Raw genomic sequence first — 18,476 nt, forward strand, 5'->3', positions numbered from 1 at the left:
CCGTCCGGGATGCCGGGCGGCGGTTTTTTCATGCGCGGTTGCTTTCGCGGGTGGCGTATCTAGGCTGGCGGCATGCTTCATCTCGCCCGCTCCGTCCCCGTGCTGTGCGCTGCCGTCGCGCTGCACATCGCCCTTCCCGCCTCGGCGCAGACCGCGGCCGAGCGAAAAATGGCCGACACGGTCGCTGCCGAAACCGATCGCAACGTCGCCCTGCTCCAGCGGCTGGTCGATCAGAACAGCGGGTCGCTGAATCTGGACGGCGTGCGCAAGGTCGGCGCGATGGTGCGCACCGAACTGGAGCCGCTGGGCTTTCAGGTCGAATGGATCGACATGGCGGAAACCGGGCGCGCCGGCCATCTGATCGCGACGCACAAGGGCAATGGGCGCGGCAAGCGGGTGCTGATGATCGCGCATCTCGATACCGTGTTCGAACCCGAATCCCCCTTCACGAAGTTCGTCCGCGACGGCGATCGCGCCAGCGGGCCGGGCATCGGCGACGACAAGGGCGGGATCGTCGTCATCGTCGCCGCGATGCGGGCGATGCAGGCGGCCGGCACGCTGAAAAATGCCGACATCAAGATCGTCTTCACCGGTGACGAGGAACGCACCGGCGCGCCGCTGGCGATCGCGCGGCGCGATCTGATCGCGGCGGGGAAATGGGCCGATGTCGCGCTGGAATATGAAAATCTCGCGCGGGAGGGCGGGCAGGACAAGGGAACGGTGGCGCGGCGCAGCTCGACCAACTGGACGCTGACCACCACCGGAAAGCCGGGCCATTCCAGTGCGGTGTTCGGCGCCGGCCTGGGCTATGGCGCGGCCTATGAACTGGTCCGCATCCTGGACGAATTCCGCCGCACCCTGCCCGAGGCGGACCTGACCTTCAACGTCGGCGTGATGGCGGCCGGAACACCGGCGACGCTGGCCGACAATGGCTATCAGATGCGCGCGTCGGGCAAGACGAACATCATCGCCGAAACGGGAATCGCGCGCGGCGACCTGCGTGCGCTGACCCCCGAGCAGGAGGCGAAGACCCGCGCGGCGATGGAGGCGATCGTCACGAGGAACCTGCCCGGAACCACGGCAAAGATCGCCTTTCAGGAAGGATATCCGCCGATGGCGCCGACGGCGGGCAACCGCGCGCTGTTCGCCCGGCTGAACGCGGTCAATCGCGACCTCAAGCTGCCGATCATGACCGAGATCGAACCGTCGAAGCGCGGCGCGGCGGACAGCGCGTTCGTCGCCGCCGACGTCGATACGCTGGCGGGTCTGGGCGTCGCCGGCGGGGGCGCCCATGCCGAGGGCGAATGGGTCGATCTGACATCGATCCCGCTCCAGGCACTGCGCAGCGCGGCGTTCATCTCCCGGCTGGTCGCCGAGAAGCGATAACGCGCCGGCGCGGCGAACCCGCGCGGGCGCAACCTTCGCACGCGCCGCGCGTCTGAGTTGGATGCTCAGCGCCATCGCCCTCAACTGCACGCTCAAGGCCGACGCCTCGACCCCCTCCTCCACCGACGCGATGATCGCGGTCCTCGCCGACGCCTTTGCCCGGCACGATGTCGCGCTTTCGGAAACGATCCGTGTCGCCGCGCACGACATCCGGCCGGGCGTGACCAGCGATGAAGGCGATGGCGATGCGTGGCCCGCCCTGCGCACCAAAATCCTGGCGGCCGACATCCTGATCTTTGGCGGGCCGATCTGGATGGGCCAGGTGTCGAGTGTCGCCAAGCGCGTGATGGAGCGGATGGACGCGTTCCTGTCCGAAACCGACGACAGGGGCCGGATGCCGAGCAGCGGCAAGGTGGCGGTCGCGGCGATCGTGGGAAATGAGGACGGCGCGCATTTCAGTGCCGCCCAGCTGTTCCAGGCGCTGAACGATGTCGGCTGGACGATCCCCGCCGTTGCCGCCTGCTATTGGGTGGGCGAGGCGATGGGATCGACCGACTTTCAGGATCTGGACGAAACGCCGGACAAGGTCCGCGCGACAGCGGCGATGGTCGCCGGAAACGCCGCGCATCTGGCGCGGACCCTGAAGGCGAACCCGTATCCCGGCAGCGCATAACGCCGACCGACACAGCGGCTGGCGCTGCGCCGGGACGGCGCCCCTTCCCCGTCGGGCAGATCCTGCCCCCTCCCGAACGCGCAGCATTCCCGCGTCTCATGGCCGGTCGCGCACCTCGTCACGTGCCGCCCAAATCTCGCTATTGCGAGTCGGTTGCATTCGCATTCCCGCACTGCTAGGCGGCGACGCAAGGGAGGCCGATCATGAAGTTTCACGCAGTCGCGACGTTGCCGCTCGTCGCCTTGACGCTACTCGCGCCGGATGTCGCACACGCAGGAGAAGCCGTTGCGCGCGCGTCCGACGACGCAGCCGGGCCGGCAACCGATGCCGGTGCCGATCAGGATCCCGGCACGGATCAGATCGTCGTCACCGCCGCCCGCACCGAACTGCCGGCCAGCGCGCTGCCGCTGACGGTCGACGTCATCGCCAAGGAAAAACTCGACCAGCAGGTCGCGATCGCCGGATCGGTAGTCGATGCGGTCGCCAACCTCTCCCCCTCCTTCTCGCCGACGCGCCAGAAGCTGTCGGGCGCGGGCGAGACGCTGCGCGGCCGCTCGCCCCTCTACGCGATCAACGGCATCCCGCAATCGACGCCGGTGCGCGACGGATCGCGCGACGGCTATACCATCGATCCCTTTTTCCTCGACCGGGTCGAACTGATCTATGGGTCCAACGCGCTTCAGGGGATCGGCGCCACCGGCGGCGTGGTGAACCAGGTCGTCGCCGGCCCGCCCGCGCGCGACGGGGTGAGCGGGCGCGCGCTGGTTCAGGGGAGCGCCGGCGACGGATTCCATGCCAACGGGCTGGGCGGCAAGGCTGCCGCGCTGGTCGGCTGGCGCGGTGGCGCGTTCGACGCGACGGTCGGCGCCGCCTATGAAAGGCGCGGCCTGTTCTATGACGGCGATGGCCGCATCATCGGGATCGACGGGACGCAGGGCGACGTGCAGGACAGCGAAAGCTGGTCGGCGTTCACCCGGCTGGGGTGGCAGCTGAGCGATACGGCGCGCCTCGAACTGTTCGCCAACCGCTTTCAGCTGAAGGGCGACAATGAATATGTGCAGGTCGCGGGCAGCCGCGCGCTCGGCATTCCCTCCACCAGCGTAAAGGGAGCGACCCGGGGCGAACCGGTGTCCAACCGGGTGGAGACGGTCAATCTGACGCTGACCGACAGCGATCTGGGCGGCGGCAAGCTGGTGCTCCAGGCGTTCTTCAACCGCTCGCGCGACATTTTCGGCGGCAGCATCACATCGACGTTCCAGGATGCGGCGATCGCGCCGGTAGGCACGCTGTTCGACCAGTCGGCCAACCAGTCGCGCAAGCTTGGCGCGCGGTTCAGCTACGAACGGACCTTTGCCGACGCGCTGACCGCGACCATCGGGTTCGACAGCCTGTGGGACCGGACCGCCCAATCGCTGATTGCCACCGGTCGCGACTGGGTGCCGCCGACGACGTTTCGCAGCCTGGCGCCGTTCACCCAGCTCAACCTCGGCCTGTTCGACGGCAAGTTGCGCCTGGCGGGCGGCGTGCGGGTAGAGGACGTGAAGCTGAAGGTCGATGACTATACCACCCTCGCCTCCTATGGCGCGCGGCGCGTCGGCGGCGGAAACCCGTCGTTCCGCGACGCGCTGCTCAACGGCGGCGTCATCGTCGAGCCGGTGGCGGGCGTGCGCGCCTATGCCAGCTATGCGGAGGGCTATTCGATCGCCGATATCGGCCGCATCCTGCGCGGCATCAACATTCCCAACGTCGATATCGACACGTTCCTCGACATCAGCCCGGTGGTGTCGAACAATCGGGAAATCGGCGTCGAGGTGAAGCGCGGGCCGCTGGACGGCAGCGTCACCTATTTCTGGTCGTCGTCCAAACTGGGCAGCCTGCTGGTCCTCAATTCGGGCGGCATTTACGACGTCCAGCGCCAGCGGATCGAGATCGAGGGGCTGGAGATCAATCTGGGCGTCCGCCTGCCGGTCGATGGGCTGCGCGCCAGCATGGGCTATGCGCATCTGGCCGGCAAGACCGACACCAATGGCGACGACATCGTCGACACCGATCTGGACGGCGCGAACATCTCGCCGGACCGGCTCAACCTCGCGCTCGACCTGTCGCGCGGACGGGTGACGGCGCGGGTGCAGACGGGTTTCTACCTGTCGCGCAATTTCAAGGGCTTTCCGCCGGCGACCCGCTTCGAAGGCTACACCCTCACCGACGCGATGGTCCGCTACGACACCGGATTGGGCGGGGTGACGCTCGCCGTCTCGAACCTGTTCGACGAAAGCTACATCACTTATAACAGCGACACCGTTTCGGTGACCGACAATGCGCGCTTCTTTTCCGGGCGCGGCCGGGCGTTCACGCTGGGGTGGGACTTCAGGTTCTGATCGGGCGATGCGCTGGATCGACCTCATCCACCGCTGGGCCGGGGGCCTGATCGGGCTGCTGCTCGCGACGCTGGGCCTGACTGGTGCCATCCTGGTGTTCAAGGACCAGTGGTTGCGCGGCCTGCCCGGCGCAACCGATGCGCCGCGGCAGGATGTCGCCACGCTGTCGGCGCAGGCGCAGGCGGCGTTCGGCGGAGAGGCGCCCGCCACCTCGATCCTGTTTCCCACCGACGGCTTCGGCCTCGCCCGCCTGTCGACCGGCAAGGGCGCCGGGGCCTATGCCGACCAGGCGGGGCAGGTCGTGACGCGCTGGTCGAGCAAATGGGAGCGGTTCGAACTGTGGCTGTTCGACCTGCACCATTATCTGCTGTTTGGCGACGCGGGCAAGACGGTGGCGGGGATTGCCGGGTTGATCGGCATCGGCTTCGTCGTGACCGGCGCGATCCTGTGGTGGCGGACGCGGCGCAGCTTTCGCTGGCGCCTGGTGCCGAGGCGGATGAGCCGCCCGGCGATCGTCACCCATCATCGCGATCTGGGGATCGTCTTTGCCCCGCTGCTGTTCCTGTCGATGTCGAGCGGCATGCTGATGGTGCTGAAACCGATCAGCGGCGCGGTGTTCGCACCGGGTCAGGGAAGCGCCGCCCTCACCGCGCCGTTCGCCCCGCCCGATCGTCGCGGCGGAGCGCTGGCGGCTTCGCCCGACTGGCGGGCGATGATCGCGGCGGCACAGGTGCGCTTTCCGGGCGCGGAAATCCGCGCGATCGCCCTGCCGCGCAAGGCTGGCGATCTGATCCAGATGCGGCTGCGCCAGCCCGCCGAATGGCTCCCCAATGGGCGCACCCTGATGTGGTTCCGCCCTGAGGACGGGCGCGTGGTGGACGCGCGGGACGCACAAGCGATGCCGACCGGTGTCCGCGCGTCCAACGCCGTCTATCCGATCCACGCGGCAAAGGTCGGCAGCTGGCCGTGGAAAATCGCGATCGCCGCGACCGGGCTGGCGCTGACGATGCTGGGCAGCCTGTCGGTCTGGACCTTCTGGTTCCGGCGCGGCCCTTCGCGCCCGGGGCGGCGGGTCGCATCGCGGCCGGCCGCGCGGCGGGTTCGCGCCGGCTGACCGGCGATCAGGGGATCAGCAGCGTCGCGCCGATCGTTTCCCCGGCGGCGATCGCGCGATGGGCATCGGCCGCGTCCTCCAGCGCGAAACGCTGGCCGATCTCCACCTTCAACACCCCCTGCCGGACAAGATCGAAGACGCGATCGACCCCCGCCTGACGCTCGTCGGGGGTAACATAATAGTCGAACAGCGTCGGGCGGGTGGCGAACAGCGATCCGTGCCTGGCCAGCGCGGCCAGATCGACGCCGGTGACCGGCCCGCCGGCATTGCCGAAACTGACGATCATGCCGCGCCGGGCCGTCGATTTGAGCGATGCCTCCCAGGTCGACCCACCCACCCCGTCCAGCACCACCGGCACGCCCGCCCCGCCGGTGATCTCACGGACGCGCGCGGCGATATCCTCGCGCCGATATTCGATGACATGGTGCGCCCCGAGCGCACGCGCACGCTCCGCCTTTTCCGGCGAGCCGGCGGTGCCGATGACGGTGGCGCCGATATGGGCGAGCCATTGCACGATCAACTGCCCCGTTCCGCCGGCCGCCGCATGGACCAGCACGGTCATTCCCGGCGCGACGCGCGCGCATCGTTCGACCAGATATTCCGCCGTACAGCCCTTGAGCAGCACGGCGGCGGCGGTTTCGGTCGCGATGTCGTCCGGCAGCGCGAACAGTGTGTCCACCGCCGCGTTCCGCGCGCTCGCATAGGCGCCAAGGCCGGGGCCATAGGTCGCCACCCGATCGCCGGGCGCGAAGCGCGTGACACCCGCGCCCACCGCCTCGACCACGCCCGCGGCCTCGCTGCCCAGGCCGCTGGGCAGCGGCACCGGATACAGGCCGCTACGGTGATAGGTATCGATGAAATTGAGGCCCACCGCCGCATGGCGCACCCGCACTTCGCCGGCGGTGGGCGGCGGCAGTTCGCGCTCGACCCATGTGATGACTTCGGGTCCGCCGGTTCGTTCGATCATCGCGACGCGCGCCATCGCCAGCCTCCAGTTTCAGGTTGCAACGCTTGCCCCCGCTCGCCACATAACGCCCATACCCGATGTTGGAAAAAGCGGAGGCGAGGATGCGGAGCTATCTCAACCAGTATATTGGTGGCCAGTGGGTCGAAAGCGAGGGCGGCAAGCGGCACGCGGTGATCAACCCCGCCACCGAAAGCCCGGTGAGCGAGATCACGCTCGGTTCGCAGGCCGATGTCGATAAGGCGGTGGCCGCCGCACGCACGGCGTTCGAGAGCTTTTCGCGCACCAGCCGCGAGGAGCGGGTCGCGCTGATCGAGCGCGTGCTGGAGGCATATAAGAACCGCGCCGACGATATGGCGGAAGCGATCAGCGCCGAGATGGGCGCGCCGCTGAGCCTGGCGAAGACGGCGCAGGTCGGATCGGGCATGGGCCATTTGATGGCGGCGGCCAAGGCACTGAAGGATTTTGAGTTCGAGGAAGAGATCGGCAACAGCCTGGTCGTCCACGAACCGATCGGCGTGGTGGCGATGATCACCCCGTGGAACTGGCCGCTCAACCAGATCGTGTCGAAAGTCGCGCCGGCGCTGGCCGCCGGATGCACGATGATCCTGAAGCCCAGCGAGGAAGCGCCCGGCTGTGCGATGATCTTTGCCGAGGTGATGGATGCGGCGGGCGTACCGGCGGGCGTGTTCAACCTGGTCAACGGCGATGGGCCGGGGGTCGGCACCGCGCTGTCGCAGCACAAGGGCGTCGATATGGTGAGCTTCACCGGATCGACCCGCGCCGGCATCCTGGTGGCAAAGAACGCCGCCGACACGGTGAAGCGCGTGCATCAGGAGCTGGGCGGGAAATCCCCGTCACTGATGCTGGAGGGCGCGGACGTCGAGACGGCGGTGAAGGGGACGCTGTTCAGCGTGCTGATGAATTCGGGGCAGAGCTGCATCGCGCCCGCGCGCCTGCTCGTCCCCAAATCGCTGGAGCAGGAAGCCGCAAGCGCCGCCGCCGCGATGATGAAGGCGACGCCCTGTGGCAACCCGGCGGAGGAAGGTCGGCATATCGGCCCGGTGGTCAACAAGACGCAGTGGGACAAGATCCAGGGCCTGATCCGCAAGGGGATGGAGGAAGGCGCGACCCTGGTCACCGGCGGCCCGGGCCGCCCCGACGGGGTGGACAGCGGCTATTATGTCAAACCGACGCTGTTTTCCGGCGTGCGCAACGACATGACGATCGCACGCGAGGAGATTTTCGGACCGGTCGTCACGATCATCCCCTATGAGGATGAGGAAGACGCGATCCGCATCGCCAACGACACCGATTACGGCCTGTCGGCGGTGGTGTTCGGGAACAAGGATGCGGTGCGGCGCGTCGCCCCGCGGCTGCGCGCCGGCATGGTCTATATCAATGGCGGCCAGCCCAACCCCGACCTGCCGTTCGGCGGCTACAAACAGTCGGGCAATGGCCGCGAGCACGGCAAGTTCGGACTGGCCGAGTTCATGGAAGTGAAGGCGATGGTGGGGGCGCTTGCCTGATCGAACGGTCCGCCCCCTTCGGCCGAAGGGGGCGATCAGACCGGCCAGAACCAGAGGATCAACGGGGTTCCGAAGACCAGCACGATCATTGAAAGCGGTGCGCCCAGCCGGGCATAGTCGCCGAAGCGATAGCCCCCCGGCCCCATCACGAGCGTGTTGCACTGATGCCCGATCGGGGTCAGGAAATCGCACCCTGCCCCCACCGCGGTCGCCATCAGAAACGCCTCCGGACGCAGCCCCAGATCATGGGCGAACGTCGCGGCGATCGGCGCCATGACCAGCACTGTCGCGGCATTGTTGAGGAACGGCGTCACCGCCATCGCCGCCGCCATGATGAGCGCGACCGCGCCCCAGGCCGGCAGCGCGGCGGCGGTGACCGAGAGCCACTGGCCGATCAGTTCGGTCACCCCGGTCGCGCGCAGCGAATCGCTGACCGGGATCAGCGCGCCGAGCATGATGAGGATCGGCCATTCGACATGGTCATAGGCGTCGCGCACCGGCAGCGCGCCGGTCAGCACCACGCCGGCAGCAGCGGCGAAGAAAGCGACGGTCACCGGCAGCAGCCCGGTCGCCGTCGCAATCATCGCCGCAGCCAGGATGAGCAGCGGCAACAGGCCCTTGCGCACGCTACCCAGACGCAATTCGCGCTCGGCCAGCGGCAATGCCCCCAATTCGGTCAGCGTCTGGGGCAGCACGCCAAGCGGCCCCTGAAGCACCACGACATCGCCGGCGCGAAACACCACATTGGGCATGCGCCGGACGATCCGTTCGCCCTGCCGCGACACCGCGATCAGATTGACGCCGTACCGCTGGCGCAGCAGCAGCGAGCCGGCGGTGCCGCCGACGAGCGGCGAGCCGGTCGATACCACCGCCTCGATCACCCCGATCTCTTCGCCTTCGGGCAGGTCAGGCGCTTCGCTGGTGCCGACGAAATCGAGCTTGTCGCGGGCGATCACCCGTTCAAGGCTGTCCGGCGTTCCGCCCAGGATCAGGATGTCGCCTTCGTGCAGCGGCGTATCGGGCAGCGGCGTCGCACGCACGCCGTCGCGCAGGAACATGCTGATCGCGACTTCGTGATCGTGGCGCTCGAGAAAATCCATGATCCGTTCGCCATTGGGCGTCGACTGGGCGACGACCTTTGCCTCGGTCGAATATTCGTGGACGTCGAGCGCCTCTCCCATGGTCGGCGCGGCGCGGCGGTCGAGCGGGAGGAGGCGATAGCCGAAGCGCAGGAAAAGAAGGCCGATCACCGTCAGCCCGATGCCGACCGGGGCATAGTCGAACATGTGGAACCGCTCGCCGGTCATCTCCTCGCGCACCTTGCTCACGATGATGTTGGGCGAGGTCCCGATCAGCGTAATCAGCCCGCCGAGCAGCGACGCGAACGACATCGGCATGAGGAAGACCGAGGGCGAACTGTTCGATTTCTTCGCCATCTGGAACGCCGCCGGCATCATCATCGCGAGCGCGCCGATATTCTTGACCAGCGCGGAGCCGAAGCCGACCGAGGCGGTGAGCAGCAGCAGTTGCGATCGTTGTCGCTTCACCCGCTTCTGAAGCGCGCGCATCAGCCGCTCGATCACGCCCGATCGCTGTACCGCGCCGGACAGGACGAGTGCGGAGCCGACGATGATGACGATATCGTCGGAAAAGCCCTTGAACGCGTCCGCCGGCTTCACGACGCCGACCGCCAGCGCGGCGAGCAGCGCCATGACCGCGACCAGATCGTATCGGAACCGTCCCCACAGAAACAGCGCCATCATCCCGACAAGAACGGCGACGGACAGGATCTGTGGCAATGTCATGAGCGCCCCATGCCGTGCAAACGCGGCAGAGGCGACAGGTTTCCGTCAGGCGCGGCGTTTCAGTGGACCGTACCCACCGCGCGGTTGACGCTCATCAGCACGATCAGGCGTTCGATCTGTCGCCAGCGGCAGAAGTTGATGTGGTTGCCGACGTCGCGGCTGCGGTCGGCGCGCGCCGCCGCTTCGAACCCGGCATCGTCGCCGAACGCGCGGATAAGGTCGGCGGCGTCGGTGACATGGGTGCGATCGGCAAGATAGGGAATGGGGGACATGGATGCTCCAGCGGGGGCGGAAACAGGCACGACCCTCCCTTGCCACGCCAATCGGCAAGATTCGGTGCCGAACGAAGGTAAATCGCCGGAAACCATGACTGAAAGCCCCACCCCGCCCCGTGTCCGGCAACGGCGGCGCAGGCGGGAGTGGCGCCGCGTCGCGCGGCGTGGCAAGGGAGCGGCATGACCCAAGCCCCCAAGCCCGCGCCGATCGCCGGCGGCGCCCTGCTCGCGCTCGCGCTCCTTGCCGGAACCGTGATCGGCGTCTCGCGCGGCCAGCCCTCGCTCGGGTTCGTCGGCGGCCTTGCCGTCGGGCTGGTGCTGTTGCTGCTGGTCGCGCTGATCGATCGCCTGCGCGCGCGGCGCTAGGATCAGACCAGCGCGCGGTGGAGCCAGACGACCCGGCCCACCACGTCGATCCCCGACCCCGCCACAATCTCGGTCGCGAAATCGGGGTTGTCGCTGGCAACCTCCACCTGCCCGCCGATCGCCCGCAGACGCTTGACCGCGACCAGCCCGTCGCGCCGGAAGACATGGATGGCGGCGCGGACGCCGATCGTGCGCCGCGCGCCATCGACCAGGATCTCGTCGCCATCGCATAGGGTGGGTTCCATCGACGCGCCCTCCACCCGGATCGTCGAGGCCATATCCGGCCGCACGCCGAGCCGGCGCAGCAGTGCCGGGTCGAGCAGCAGCGCGCCGCGCCGCTCATTTTCGACCAGCCGTCCCCGCCCCGCCGCCGCGCCGGCATCGACGCGCGCGACCGCGACCAGCCCCTCCACCGCCGGGCCGCCCAGCGCCGCATCGGGAATACCCAGATAGCGTGCGAGCCGGCGACGATCGCCCTCCGCCAGCAGATGCGGACTGCCCCGCGCGACATATTGCTGAAGATAGGCCGCGTTCCGCCCGATCAACCGCGAGAGCGACGCCAGCGATTCACCGCGCCGCTCCGCCGCCGCCGCCAATGCCCGCCGCTGATCGATTGCATCCATCCCAGATCCATAGTCGCAGGATTTTTCCTAGACAAGTTGGAAATGAGAACATTTAACGAACATATGAGTCGGAGGATGCGATGACGATCTTGAGCGAGGTGGAACGTTACATGCGGGCGCACGACATGCCGCGCACCAAATTCGGGCGCCTGGCGGTCGGCGACCCGCGCTTGGTCGGGGACATGCGCAACGGTCGCGAACTGCGCCCGGAAACCCATGCGCGGGTGAAGGCGTTCCTGGCCGCGCCGCCCCCATCTGCCGGTACGGGGGCGGCGCGGTGAGCCGGGGACCAGATGCTGCGACGCTGGTCGAGCGCGCCCTCATGGCGATGGCCGCAGCCGCCGGGATTGCGCTGCGCGTCCACGCGGTCGAGACGACACCCTGGGCGAGCGCGACCTTTATCGGCGCGCGTCACCGGCTGACCGTTGAAGCGGCCGCTTCCTCGGCCCTCGATTGCTGGCTCGCCGCGCTGCCCGAGGCGGAGTTCAGGCTGCGCGGCCATCTGGTCGCGGACGCGCTCGTCGCGACGCGCCGCATGGCGGAAGATGTGGTGCGGTCCGAAATCGAGATTCTGACGATCGAGGACGCCTGAGCGCCCGTCGGATCAGGCGCGCATCGCCAGGCGGCGCAGGCTTTCGAGCGTATCCTCCAGCCGGTGGTCGGGCGAACCGGGGTCGGGAGTCGCTTCGGCCGAATCGCCGCGTCGCGCGATCCCCCGCTCCAGCCGGTCGAGCAGGGCATGCACGCTCGCATCGGTCTGCGGCGTCGCGATCGGTGCCGGACCGGCGCCGATGTCGGGAACCGATTGCGGCCGGACGGGCGGCGTCAGTTCGAACGTCTCGAACCGCTCCGTGTCGGCATAGAGCGGCGGTTCGACCGGCTTTCGGCGCAGCGACACGACCGGCGGCGGCGGCGTCAGCGGCTCCTCAAGCAGCGCGCCGGGATCGAACGCCGACAGGGGCTGGTCAAGATTGGCGGGAAGCGGTTGGACCGGAGGCGGCCCCGTCGGACGCGGAGCCGGCTGTGGCCGAGGGGATGGCATCGGCACGACAATCTGTGCCGGCTCGGCCGGTCCCATCGCCAGCACCGGATCGGGCGCCGGTTCGGGCAAGGCCAGATCGAGCGCGTCCCCGGCATGTTCGGGAACGGGCGCCCCGGGCATGATGATGTCGCGATTGGCGCGCAGCGGCTCACGCGGGGGCGCATCGGGATGCGCGTCGGCGCGTCGGATCGTCGGACGCCGGGTTCCCGCGGGCAGCGCGCGCGAATCGCGCCAGGCGATCAGCCCGGAAAGCGTCAGCCACACCGCCATCGCCGCGATGCCGCCGGCGAACACACCCACGATGATCCGCGCAGTCGTGCCGAGCGGCGGCTCCGCAGCGGGGATGATCGCCGCGATCCCGCTCGAAACGGTCAGATCCTCCAGCATCGCGCCCGGCACCGCCAGCGTCGCGAGCGCGATCAGCGCGCCCCCGGCACCAGCCAGGGCAAGCGCCCGATTGGGGGTCAGACGTTGAAGGACGGCGAACGCAACCATGGTCGCGACCCTAATCGCGCGGCGATGAGTTTTTGGTAAACGGGTTCGTATCGCGCGACATTGGTCGCCCAGTTGCGCTCGGTCTCGACAAATGCGCGCGCGCGTTCGCGCTGTGCGGCCCAGCCGGCGCGATCCGCGAAGACGCGCGCCACCGCATCGGCCAGCGCGGCGGGATCGTCCGGAGCGAACAGCGTTCCGGTATCCCCGTCGCGAATCAGCTCCCGATGCCCGCCCACATCCGATGCCGCGACCAGGCGGCGCTGTGCCATCGCCTCCAGCGGCTTGAGCGGGGTCACCAGGTCGGTCAGTCGCATCCGTTTGCGCGGATAGACCAGCAGATCGATCAGCGAATAATAGCGCTCCACCTGCTCGTGCGGCACGCGACCGACGAAATGGATCGCGCGCGCGGCGCTGGAGGCCGCGGCCTGGGCGCGCAGCGCCTCTTCCATCGGGCCGCCGCCGACCATCACCAGACGCGCCATCGGACGCTGCGCCAGCAATTGCGGCATCGCGGCGATCAGGTCGTCCAGCCCCTCATAATCATAGAAGCTGCCGATGAAACCGATCGTATCCGCGCCGGCAAGGTCCAGCCGGGCGGACAGATCGGCGTCGCGCGGCGCCGGCTCACCGAACAGATGCAGATCGACGCCATTGGGCGAAACCATGATCTTTTCCGGATCGATGCCGCGCGCGATAAGGTCACGCCGCAGCCCTTCGCAGATCACCGCGACCCCGTCTGCCCGGCGCGCGGCAAAGGTTTCGAGCGCGCGGGTGAGCCGATATTTGAGCGATCCGGCACGTCCGGTGCCGTTGCCGACCGCCGCATCCTCCCAGAAGGCACGGATTTCGTAGAGCAGCGGAATGCCGTGCCGGCGCGAAGCGCGCATCGCCGCAAGCGGATCGATGACCGGCGAATGGGCATGAAGGATGTCGGGCCGGAACCGTTCGACGACATGGTCGATCCGCCGGGCAAAGGCGGCGATCTCCGCCATCTCGCCGATCACGGGCGGCAGGCGGCGCATCTGTTTCGTGCGATGGAAATCGATCCCGTCCATCGTTTCGAACGGGGCGTCGCCGGTGTGGTAGCGCGGCCCCGTCACCCCCGCCACGCGCCAGCCGCGCGCCATCTGCGCCTTCAGGATCGCGCGGGTGCGAAAGGTGTAGCCGCTGTGCAGCGGCAGCGAATGATCGAGGATGTGCAGGATGCGCATGGCGGCATGCCTGGCACGGGAGCGCTTAACACCGCGTCAACCGCTCCGGATTTCAGCCAGATCACACCGTTTCGCAGACGAATCATTTTGATAGATCCATTATGGAGTGGCATAATGGCCGCATTCGTCATGGAGCCGACCGTGCGGTTGATCGCATTTATCCGCTGCCTGTCCCGCGGGCATCATTTCGTGCCAAGTCGCAGCCGCAGCGGCTTCGAAACCTGCTCCCGCTGTCGTTCCCGGCGGCGACGCAAGGGGTCGCCCGGCAGCCACCCGCCCGACGGTGCCGCCCCAATATCCTGACCGACCGCGCGGTTTACGCCGCATCAACCCCCTGTCGCTAAACCGGTCGCACGCGGATGCGTGGGAAGGCGGCGACGATGATCGACAATCTGATTCTCGGCCTGACCCATGGGCTGCTGGTGGTGACCGCGTTGCGGCTGGTGAACAGCCCCAGGCTGGACGATGAAAGCGCGCCGGTCGATGATGCGGACACGCCCCGGCGCCGATGGGGCCGTCCGCGTGCGTGATATCGGCTTCATCGCATTTCTGGCGACGATCTTCCTGCTCGGCTTTCGCCGGCCGTTCCTGTTCGTCCTGGTCTATGTCTATATCGACGTCGTTTCGCCCCAGCGGATGAGCTATTTCCTGCTCAACGCCTTTCCGATCTCGGCGATGGCGGTGGGCTTTGCGGTACTCACCTGGCTCGCCTTCGACGACAAGAAGGACATGCGCGTCGCACCGCGCCAGGGGCTGATGCTGGCGCTGCTCGCCTGGTGCTGGTGGACCACGCGCAATGCCGATTTCCCGCTGGAGGCGCTCGATAAATGGGACTGGGTGTGGAAGGCGCTGGCCTTTGCGATCTTCCTGCCGCTCACCCTGCGCACGAAGCTGCGGATCGAGGGGCTGTTGCTGTTCATGCTGTTGTCCGTTGCGACGATCATCATCGTCGGCGGGGTGAAAACGGTGCTGTCGGGCGGTGGCTATGGCGAGCTCAATCTGCTCGTCTCCAACAATTCGGGCCTGTTCGAAGGGTCGATCATCTCGGCCGTGTCGATCTGCATCATTCCCCTGATCCTGTGGTTCACCCGCCATGGCACCATCTTCCCGCCCGACTGGCGGGTGAAGCTGTTCTGCTACGCGCTGATCTTTGCCTGCCTGTTGATGCCGGTGGGGACGCAGGCGCGGACCGGCCTGTTGTGCGTCGGCCTGCTCGCGGTGCTGATGCTGCGCGACGTCAAGCGGCGGATGGCCTATATCGCGACCGCCAGCCTGCTTGCACTGGTCGCGATCCCGTTCCTGCCATCGTCCTTCACCGAACGCATGGGAACGATCCGCACCTACAAGTCCGACGCGTCCGCATCGACCCGGATCGAGGTGTGGAAATGGACGTGGAATTACGTGAAGGACAATCCGATGGGCGGCGGGTTCGAGGCGTATCGACAGAACCGCATCAAATATGACACCGTCGATACTGTCGGCGACAGCAATAACCTGACCATCGTCCGCACCCCCGAAATCGACAAGGCGCGCGCCTATCACTCCGCCTATTTCGAGATGCTGGGCGAGCAGGGATGGCCCGGCTTCGCGCTGTGGCTGATGATCCATCTGAGCGGCATCGTCCGGATGGAGGTGCTGCGCCGCCGCTACATGAAGGCGCCGCCGGACAAGGCGTGGATCGCGCCGCTCGCCACCGCGCTTCAGCATGCGCACATGATCTATCTGCTGGGCGCGACCTTTGTCGGCATCGCACTGAATCCCTTCGTCTACATGCTGGTCGGCGCCCAGATCGGCCTCGACACCTATGTCGGGCGCAAGCGGGCCGAAGAGGGCCTGAAGCCGATGCAGAAAAAGCGCACCGCACCGGCGGTCGCGGTGTAGCGCGGACATGGGGGCGCTGTTCCTGGTCCGTGACGACGATCCGCGCTTCGCCGAAACGGCGCGGGCGGCGGCGCGCGCGTCGCTCGCCGATCAGGGATTTCCCGCCCCGAGCGAGCATGACCTTCCCGGCTGGCACCTGTTGCACAGCCCCCACGCGCTGGGCGGCCCGGACGGGCTACTGCGCAGCGGGGACGATCTGGCGGCGGTTGCCGGAACGGTCTCGATCGACGGCACATTCGGTGGCGAGGCGCTTCGACGGCTGCTGACGATCGATCCGCGCGCGCCGGACTGGACCCGGATCGCCGGCCAGTTCGTCGCCGTGATCCGCCACGGCGGACGCAGTTTCGTGATGGGTGATTATTTCTCTGCCTTTCAGCTGTTTCACGACAGCGCGGATCGCATCCTTTCGACCTCGCTGCTCGCGGCGGCGCACGCCCTGCCCCGCCTGCGGTTCGATCCGCAGGGGCTGTACGAACTCGCCTTCAACGTGATGCCGCTCGGCGAGGATACGCTCTTTCGCGAGCTCAAGACGCTCTCGCCCTTCGTCGTGCTGGAACTGGGCGCGGCGGGCATCGTCCGCCATGCGGTGGCAAAGCCGCTGCCCGATGCGCCGCTCGATCTTTCGCCGTCGGAGCGGATCGCACGCGCGCGCACACGGCTTTCGAACGCGGTGGCGCCATGGGTCCGCGCCGATCGCACGAACATCCGCTGTCCCTTGTCCGGCGGACTCGATTCGCGCCTGATCCTCGCCGCGCTGCGCGAACAGGGCGCCGCGCCGCACATCTATGTCTATGGTCCGCCCGGCGACACCGATGTGCGGATCGCCCGCGCGATCGGCGAACGATGCGGCTTTCCGGTCGAATGGATCAACAAGGCGGCGGCGCCCGTCCCGCCCGAGGCGTTCCCCGACATCGTCGCGCGCAATTTCCGCCAGTTCGACGGCCTGCCCACCTTCGGCAACATCTTTGACAATGGCGGCCATGCCGATGCGCAGCTGGCGCGCCATGCCGGCGGCACGCTCGCCGTGTCGGGCGGGTGCGGCGAAATCTACCGCAATTTCTTTTACCTGCCGAACCGTCGCTTCACCGCGGACGCGGTCGTGCGGACCTTCTTCGCACGGTTCGTGCCGGGCGACGCGACCACCGTGTTCGATCCGCGTGACTTCATCGCGACGATGACCGCAAAGGTGCGCGACGCGCTCGACCCGCCATCCGCGCGCGGCCGGTTGTCACGCACCGCGATCGAGCAACTCTATCCCCGCGTGCGCTGCCGCGCGCTGTTCGGACGGGAAATCAGCCTGGAGGGGCGGCTCAGCCCCTATCTGATGCCGTTCCTCGACCATCAGGTCGTTGCCGAGGCGATGACCCTGCCGCTGTCGCTCAAACATGCCGGCCGTTTCGAAGCGGCATTGTTGAACGCGATCGATCCCGAGCTTGCCGCGCAACCCTCCGCTTATGGCCATGATTTCACCGGCCCGCCCGATCGCCGGCACCGCTTCAGCGAATGGTCGACCCGCGTGCGCCCCGCCTGGTTGCGGCAATATAGCTATGCGATCCAGCGGCGCTTGCGGCCGATGGGCGACGAACATGGCGGGCTGCTCTCACCCGACTATATGAACCGGGTGATCGATCCCGAATTTCCCGCGATGCGGCGCTTCTTTCACGTCGATCGGATTGCCGACAGCGGCTTGTGGCGGCGCATCGCCAATGTCGAATATCTGGCGCAACGGCTGGGTTCGCGGATCGCCGACTGATCCGCCTGCGAAAGGACGACGACCGACGTTCAGCGCCGCGCGATCGGCGCGATCCCCTCGGCCAGGTCATTGCCGCGCACGGTGACGGAATCGCGCGACCAGTTGCCGACAAAGGTCGTCCTGTGATCGAACCGGGGGTGCAGCCACGCCTTGTTCCCCTCGATCACCAGCCCCGCCGAACTGTTTTTCGGTCCTTCCGGCGCGACCGAGATCATCGTCGAATAATTGTCCTTGTTCGGCCCCTGCTCGAACGAGTTTCCGGCGATCCGGCCGCTCGCACCGTTGGACAGGTCGATCGAATAGTTGGTGTGCATGCCCTGGCTGTCGTCGAAGCTGTTGTCGATGATCTCGACCTGCGGCGCGCGCGTCTTGACGTAATGGCCGCCCGTTCCCCGTTCGAAACGCGACTGGAACACGCGCAGCCGTCCATAGGCGCCGACATAGATCGAATGCGCGCCGTTGCCGGTCGGATCCTTGCCCAGCCCGGCAAAGGTCGAACGCTCGACGGTAAGCGTGCCGCGCGGGTCGCTCGCGGTCAGGATGCCGCACTGGCCGTCGATGAACATCGCATTGGAAACGGTCAGATTGCCGGTTTCGAGCCGGATGCCCGCCCCGTTGCCGTCCTGGACGAAGGTGCGCATGAACACGATGCCATCGACGCTGGCGCCGCGGCCGCGCAACACCAGTGTCGCCTTGCCCTCACAGATCGCCTGGTCGAACACCGCCTTGCCCGGCACTTCGGAAACGAAGGCGATTTCGCCCGCCTCCTGCACCGCGCATTCGCCATAGCGGCCGGGTGCGATGCGGATGGTGGCGCGCCGATCGCCGATCGCCGACACCGCATCCTGAAGGCTGGCGAACCGCTGGCCCGTTTCCTGGATCGTGAACGGTCCCTGCACCTGGGGCAATGCCGGCGCGGTGGTCAGCAACAGGGCGGTCAGCAGGATCGGCAGGCGCATGTCGGACTCCGCGAAACAGTCG

General features: G+C 67.6%; 18 protein-coding genes. 11 read left to right on the top strand and 7 right to left on the bottom strand.

Annotated features, from left to right (window positions below; translation table 11 throughout):
- Positions 1-72: 72 nt before the first annotated feature.
- From KF783_RS00725 to KF783_RS00740, 4 genes are all read left to right on the top strand, one after another.
- Positions 73-1,386 (top strand): M20/M25/M40 family metallo-hydrolase, encoded by a 1,314-nt coding sequence (locus KF783_RS00725; protein ID WP_294075973.1) that lies wholly within the window; start codon positions 73-75, stop codon positions 1,384-1,386.
- A gap of 61 nt (positions 1,387-1,447) precedes the next feature.
- Positions 1,448-2,059, top strand: a complete 612-nt coding sequence (locus KF783_RS00730; protein WP_294075974.1) for an NAD(P)H-dependent oxidoreductase — start codon at positions 1,448-1,450, stop codon at positions 2,057-2,059.
- Between the two features lie 203 nt (positions 2,060-2,262).
- Positions 2,263-4,437 (top strand): TonB-dependent receptor, encoded by a 2,175-nt coding sequence (locus tag KF783_RS00735; RefSeq protein WP_294075975.1) that lies wholly within the window; start codon positions 2,263-2,265, stop codon positions 4,435-4,437.
- A 7-nt stretch (positions 4,438-4,444) separates the two neighbouring features.
- Positions 4,445-5,551: a PepSY-associated TM helix domain-containing protein gene (locus tag KF783_RS00740; protein ID WP_294075976.1), complete on the top strand. Its 1,107-nt coding sequence runs from the start codon at positions 4,445-4,447 to the stop codon at positions 5,549-5,551.
- Positions 5,552-5,558: 7 nt separating this feature from the next.
- Here KF783_RS00740 and KF783_RS00745 read toward each other — a convergent pair whose 3' ends face one another.
- Entirely contained in the window at positions 5,559-6,533 is a 975-nt protein-coding gene (locus KF783_RS00745) for a quinone oxidoreductase (RefSeq protein WP_294075977.1), read from the bottom strand.
- Positions 6,534-6,619: 86 nt separating this feature from the next.
- Between KF783_RS00745 and KF783_RS00750 the strand changes: the two genes are divergently transcribed.
- A complete protein-coding gene (locus tag KF783_RS00750; RefSeq protein ID WP_294075978.1) occupies positions 6,620-8,044 on the top strand; it encodes an aldehyde dehydrogenase family protein in 1,425 nt (474 codons plus the stop codon).
- A gap of 35 nt (positions 8,045-8,079) precedes the next feature.
- Here KF783_RS00750 and KF783_RS00755 read toward each other — a convergent pair whose 3' ends face one another.
- Positions 8,080-9,849: an SLC13 family permease gene (locus tag KF783_RS00755; RefSeq protein ID WP_294075979.1), complete on the bottom strand. Its 1,770-nt coding sequence runs from the start codon at positions 9,847-9,849 to the stop codon at positions 8,080-8,082.
- 59 nt (positions 9,850-9,908) lie between these two features.
- A complete protein-coding gene (locus KF783_RS00760) occupies positions 9,909-10,121 on the bottom strand; it encodes a hypothetical protein (RefSeq protein ID WP_294075980.1) in 213 nt (70 codons plus the stop codon).
- Positions 10,122-10,304: 183 nt separating this feature from the next.
- Here KF783_RS00760 and KF783_RS00765 point away from each other — a divergent pair, with 183 nt between their 5' ends.
- Positions 10,305-10,490 (top strand): hypothetical protein, encoded by a 186-nt coding sequence (locus KF783_RS00765; RefSeq protein ID WP_294075981.1) that lies wholly within the window; start codon positions 10,305-10,307, stop codon positions 10,488-10,490.
- A 2-nt stretch (positions 10,491-10,492) separates the two neighbouring features.
- On the opposite strand, the gene KF783_RS00770 is transcribed toward KF783_RS00765, so the two are convergent.
- Positions 10,493-11,113, bottom strand: coding sequence for a S24 family peptidase (locus tag KF783_RS00770; protein ID WP_294075982.1), 621 nt, complete (start codon positions 11,111-11,113; stop codon positions 10,493-10,495).
- An 80-nt stretch (positions 11,114-11,193) separates the two neighbouring features.
- Between KF783_RS00770 and KF783_RS00775 the strand changes: the two genes are divergently transcribed.
- A complete protein-coding gene (locus KF783_RS00775) occupies positions 11,194-11,394 on the top strand; it encodes a hypothetical protein (RefSeq protein ID WP_294075983.1) in 201 nt (66 codons plus the stop codon).
- Positions 11,391-11,705 carry a hypothetical protein gene (locus KF783_RS00780; protein ID WP_294075984.1) on the top strand — a complete coding sequence of 105 codons (315 nt, stop codon included), beginning with the start codon at positions 11,391-11,393 and terminating at the stop codon, positions 11,703-11,705. The genes KF783_RS00775 and KF783_RS00780 overlap by 4 nt, the downstream gene beginning before the upstream one ends.
- A 12-nt stretch (positions 11,706-11,717) precedes the next feature.
- On the opposite strand, the gene KF783_RS00785 is transcribed toward KF783_RS00780, so the two are convergent.
- On the bottom strand, positions 11,718-12,650 hold the full coding sequence (locus KF783_RS00785) for a hypothetical protein (RefSeq protein ID WP_294075985.1): 933 nt from the start codon (positions 12,648-12,650) through the stop codon (positions 11,718-11,720).
- Positions 12,620-13,861, bottom strand: a complete 1,242-nt coding sequence (locus KF783_RS00790; protein WP_294075986.1) for a TIGR04063 family PEP-CTERM/XrtA system glycosyltransferase — start codon at positions 13,859-13,861, stop codon at positions 12,620-12,622. Before KF783_RS00790 ends, KF783_RS00785 begins: the two co-directional genes overlap by 31 nt.
- Before the next feature lie 380 nt (positions 13,862-14,241).
- Here KF783_RS00790 and KF783_RS00795 point away from each other — a divergent pair, with 380 nt between their 5' ends.
- From KF783_RS00795 to KF783_RS00805, 3 genes are read left to right on the top strand one after another with little or no spacing between them, the layout of a single operon-like run.
- A complete protein-coding gene (locus tag KF783_RS00795) occupies positions 14,242-14,391 on the top strand; it encodes a hypothetical protein (RefSeq protein WP_294075987.1) in 150 nt (49 codons plus the stop codon).
- Positions 14,384-15,742: a putative O-glycosylation ligase, exosortase A system-associated gene (locus KF783_RS00800; protein WP_294075988.1), complete on the top strand. Its 1,359-nt coding sequence runs from the start codon at positions 14,384-14,386 to the stop codon at positions 15,740-15,742. The genes KF783_RS00795 and KF783_RS00800 overlap by 8 nt, the downstream gene beginning before the upstream one ends.
- Before the next feature lie 7 nt (positions 15,743-15,749).
- Positions 15,750-17,495 (top strand): asparagine synthase C-terminal domain-containing protein, encoded by a 1,746-nt coding sequence (locus KF783_RS00805; protein ID WP_294075989.1) that lies wholly within the window; start codon positions 15,750-15,752, stop codon positions 17,493-17,495.
- 29 nt (positions 17,496-17,524) lie between these two features.
- Here the strand turns inward: KF783_RS00805 and KF783_RS00810 are convergent, their stop codons facing one another.
- Entirely contained in the window at positions 17,525-18,454 is a 930-nt protein-coding gene (locus KF783_RS00810; RefSeq protein WP_294075990.1) for a right-handed parallel beta-helix repeat-containing protein, read from the bottom strand.
- Between the last annotated feature and the right edge of the window lie 22 nt (positions 18,455-18,476).

Source organism: Sphingomonas sp., from assembly GCF_019635455.1.
GTDB lineage: Bacteria > Pseudomonadota > Alphaproteobacteria > Sphingomonadales > Sphingomonadaceae > Sphingomonas.

Excerpts from the sequence above, each read along its gene's own strand:
- KF783_RS00795 (WP_294075987.1), top strand. The coding sequence starts at position 14,242 with ATGATCGACAATCTGATTCTCGGCCTGACCCATGGGCTGCTGGTGGTG.
- KF783_RS00740 (WP_294075976.1), top strand. The coding sequence starts at position 4,445 with ATGCGCTGGATCGACCTCATCCACCGCTGGGCCGGGGGCCTGATCGGG.
- KF783_RS00775 (WP_294075983.1), top strand. The coding sequence starts at position 11,194 with ATGACGATCTTGAGCGAGGTGGAACGTTACATGCGGGCGCACGACATG.
- KF783_RS00790 (WP_294075986.1), bottom strand. The coding sequence starts at position 13,861 with ATGCGCATCCTGCACATCCTCGATCATTCGCTGCCGCTGCACAGCGGC.
- KF783_RS00805 (WP_294075989.1), top strand. The coding sequence starts at position 15,750 with ATGGGGGCGCTGTTCCTGGTCCGTGACGACGATCCGCGCTTCGCCGAA.
- KF783_RS00730 (WP_294075974.1), top strand. The coding sequence starts at position 1,448 with ATGCTCAGCGCCATCGCCCTCAACTGCACGCTCAAGGCCGACGCCTCG.
- KF783_RS00750 (WP_294075978.1), top strand. The coding sequence starts at position 6,620 with ATGCGGAGCTATCTCAACCAGTATATTGGTGGCCAGTGGGTCGAAAGC.
- KF783_RS00745 (WP_294075977.1), bottom strand. The coding sequence starts at position 6,533 with ATGGCGCGCGTCGCGATGATCGAACGAACCGGCGGACCCGAAGTCATC.
- KF783_RS00810 (WP_294075990.1), bottom strand. The coding sequence starts at position 18,454 with ATGCGCCTGCCGATCCTGCTGACCGCCCTGTTGCTGACCACCGCGCCG.
- KF783_RS00785 (WP_294075985.1), bottom strand. The coding sequence starts at position 12,650 with ATGGTTGCGTTCGCCGTCCTTCAACGTCTGACCCCCAATCGGGCGCTT.
- KF783_RS00735 (WP_294075975.1), top strand. The coding sequence starts at position 2,263 with ATGAAGTTTCACGCAGTCGCGACGTTGCCGCTCGTCGCCTTGACGCTA.
- KF783_RS00765 (WP_294075981.1), top strand. The coding sequence starts at position 10,305 with ATGACCCAAGCCCCCAAGCCCGCGCCGATCGCCGGCGGCGCCCTGCTC.
- KF783_RS00760 (WP_294075980.1), bottom strand. The coding sequence starts at position 10,121 with ATGTCCCCCATTCCCTATCTTGCCGATCGCACCCATGTCACCGACGCC.
- KF783_RS00770 (WP_294075982.1), bottom strand. The coding sequence starts at position 11,113 with ATGGATGCAATCGATCAGCGGCGGGCATTGGCGGCGGCGGCGGAGCGG.
- KF783_RS00755 (WP_294075979.1), bottom strand. The coding sequence starts at position 9,849 with ATGACATTGCCACAGATCCTGTCCGTCGCCGTTCTTGTCGGGATGATG.
- KF783_RS00725 (WP_294075973.1), top strand. The coding sequence starts at position 73 with ATGCTTCATCTCGCCCGCTCCGTCCCCGTGCTGTGCGCTGCCGTCGCG.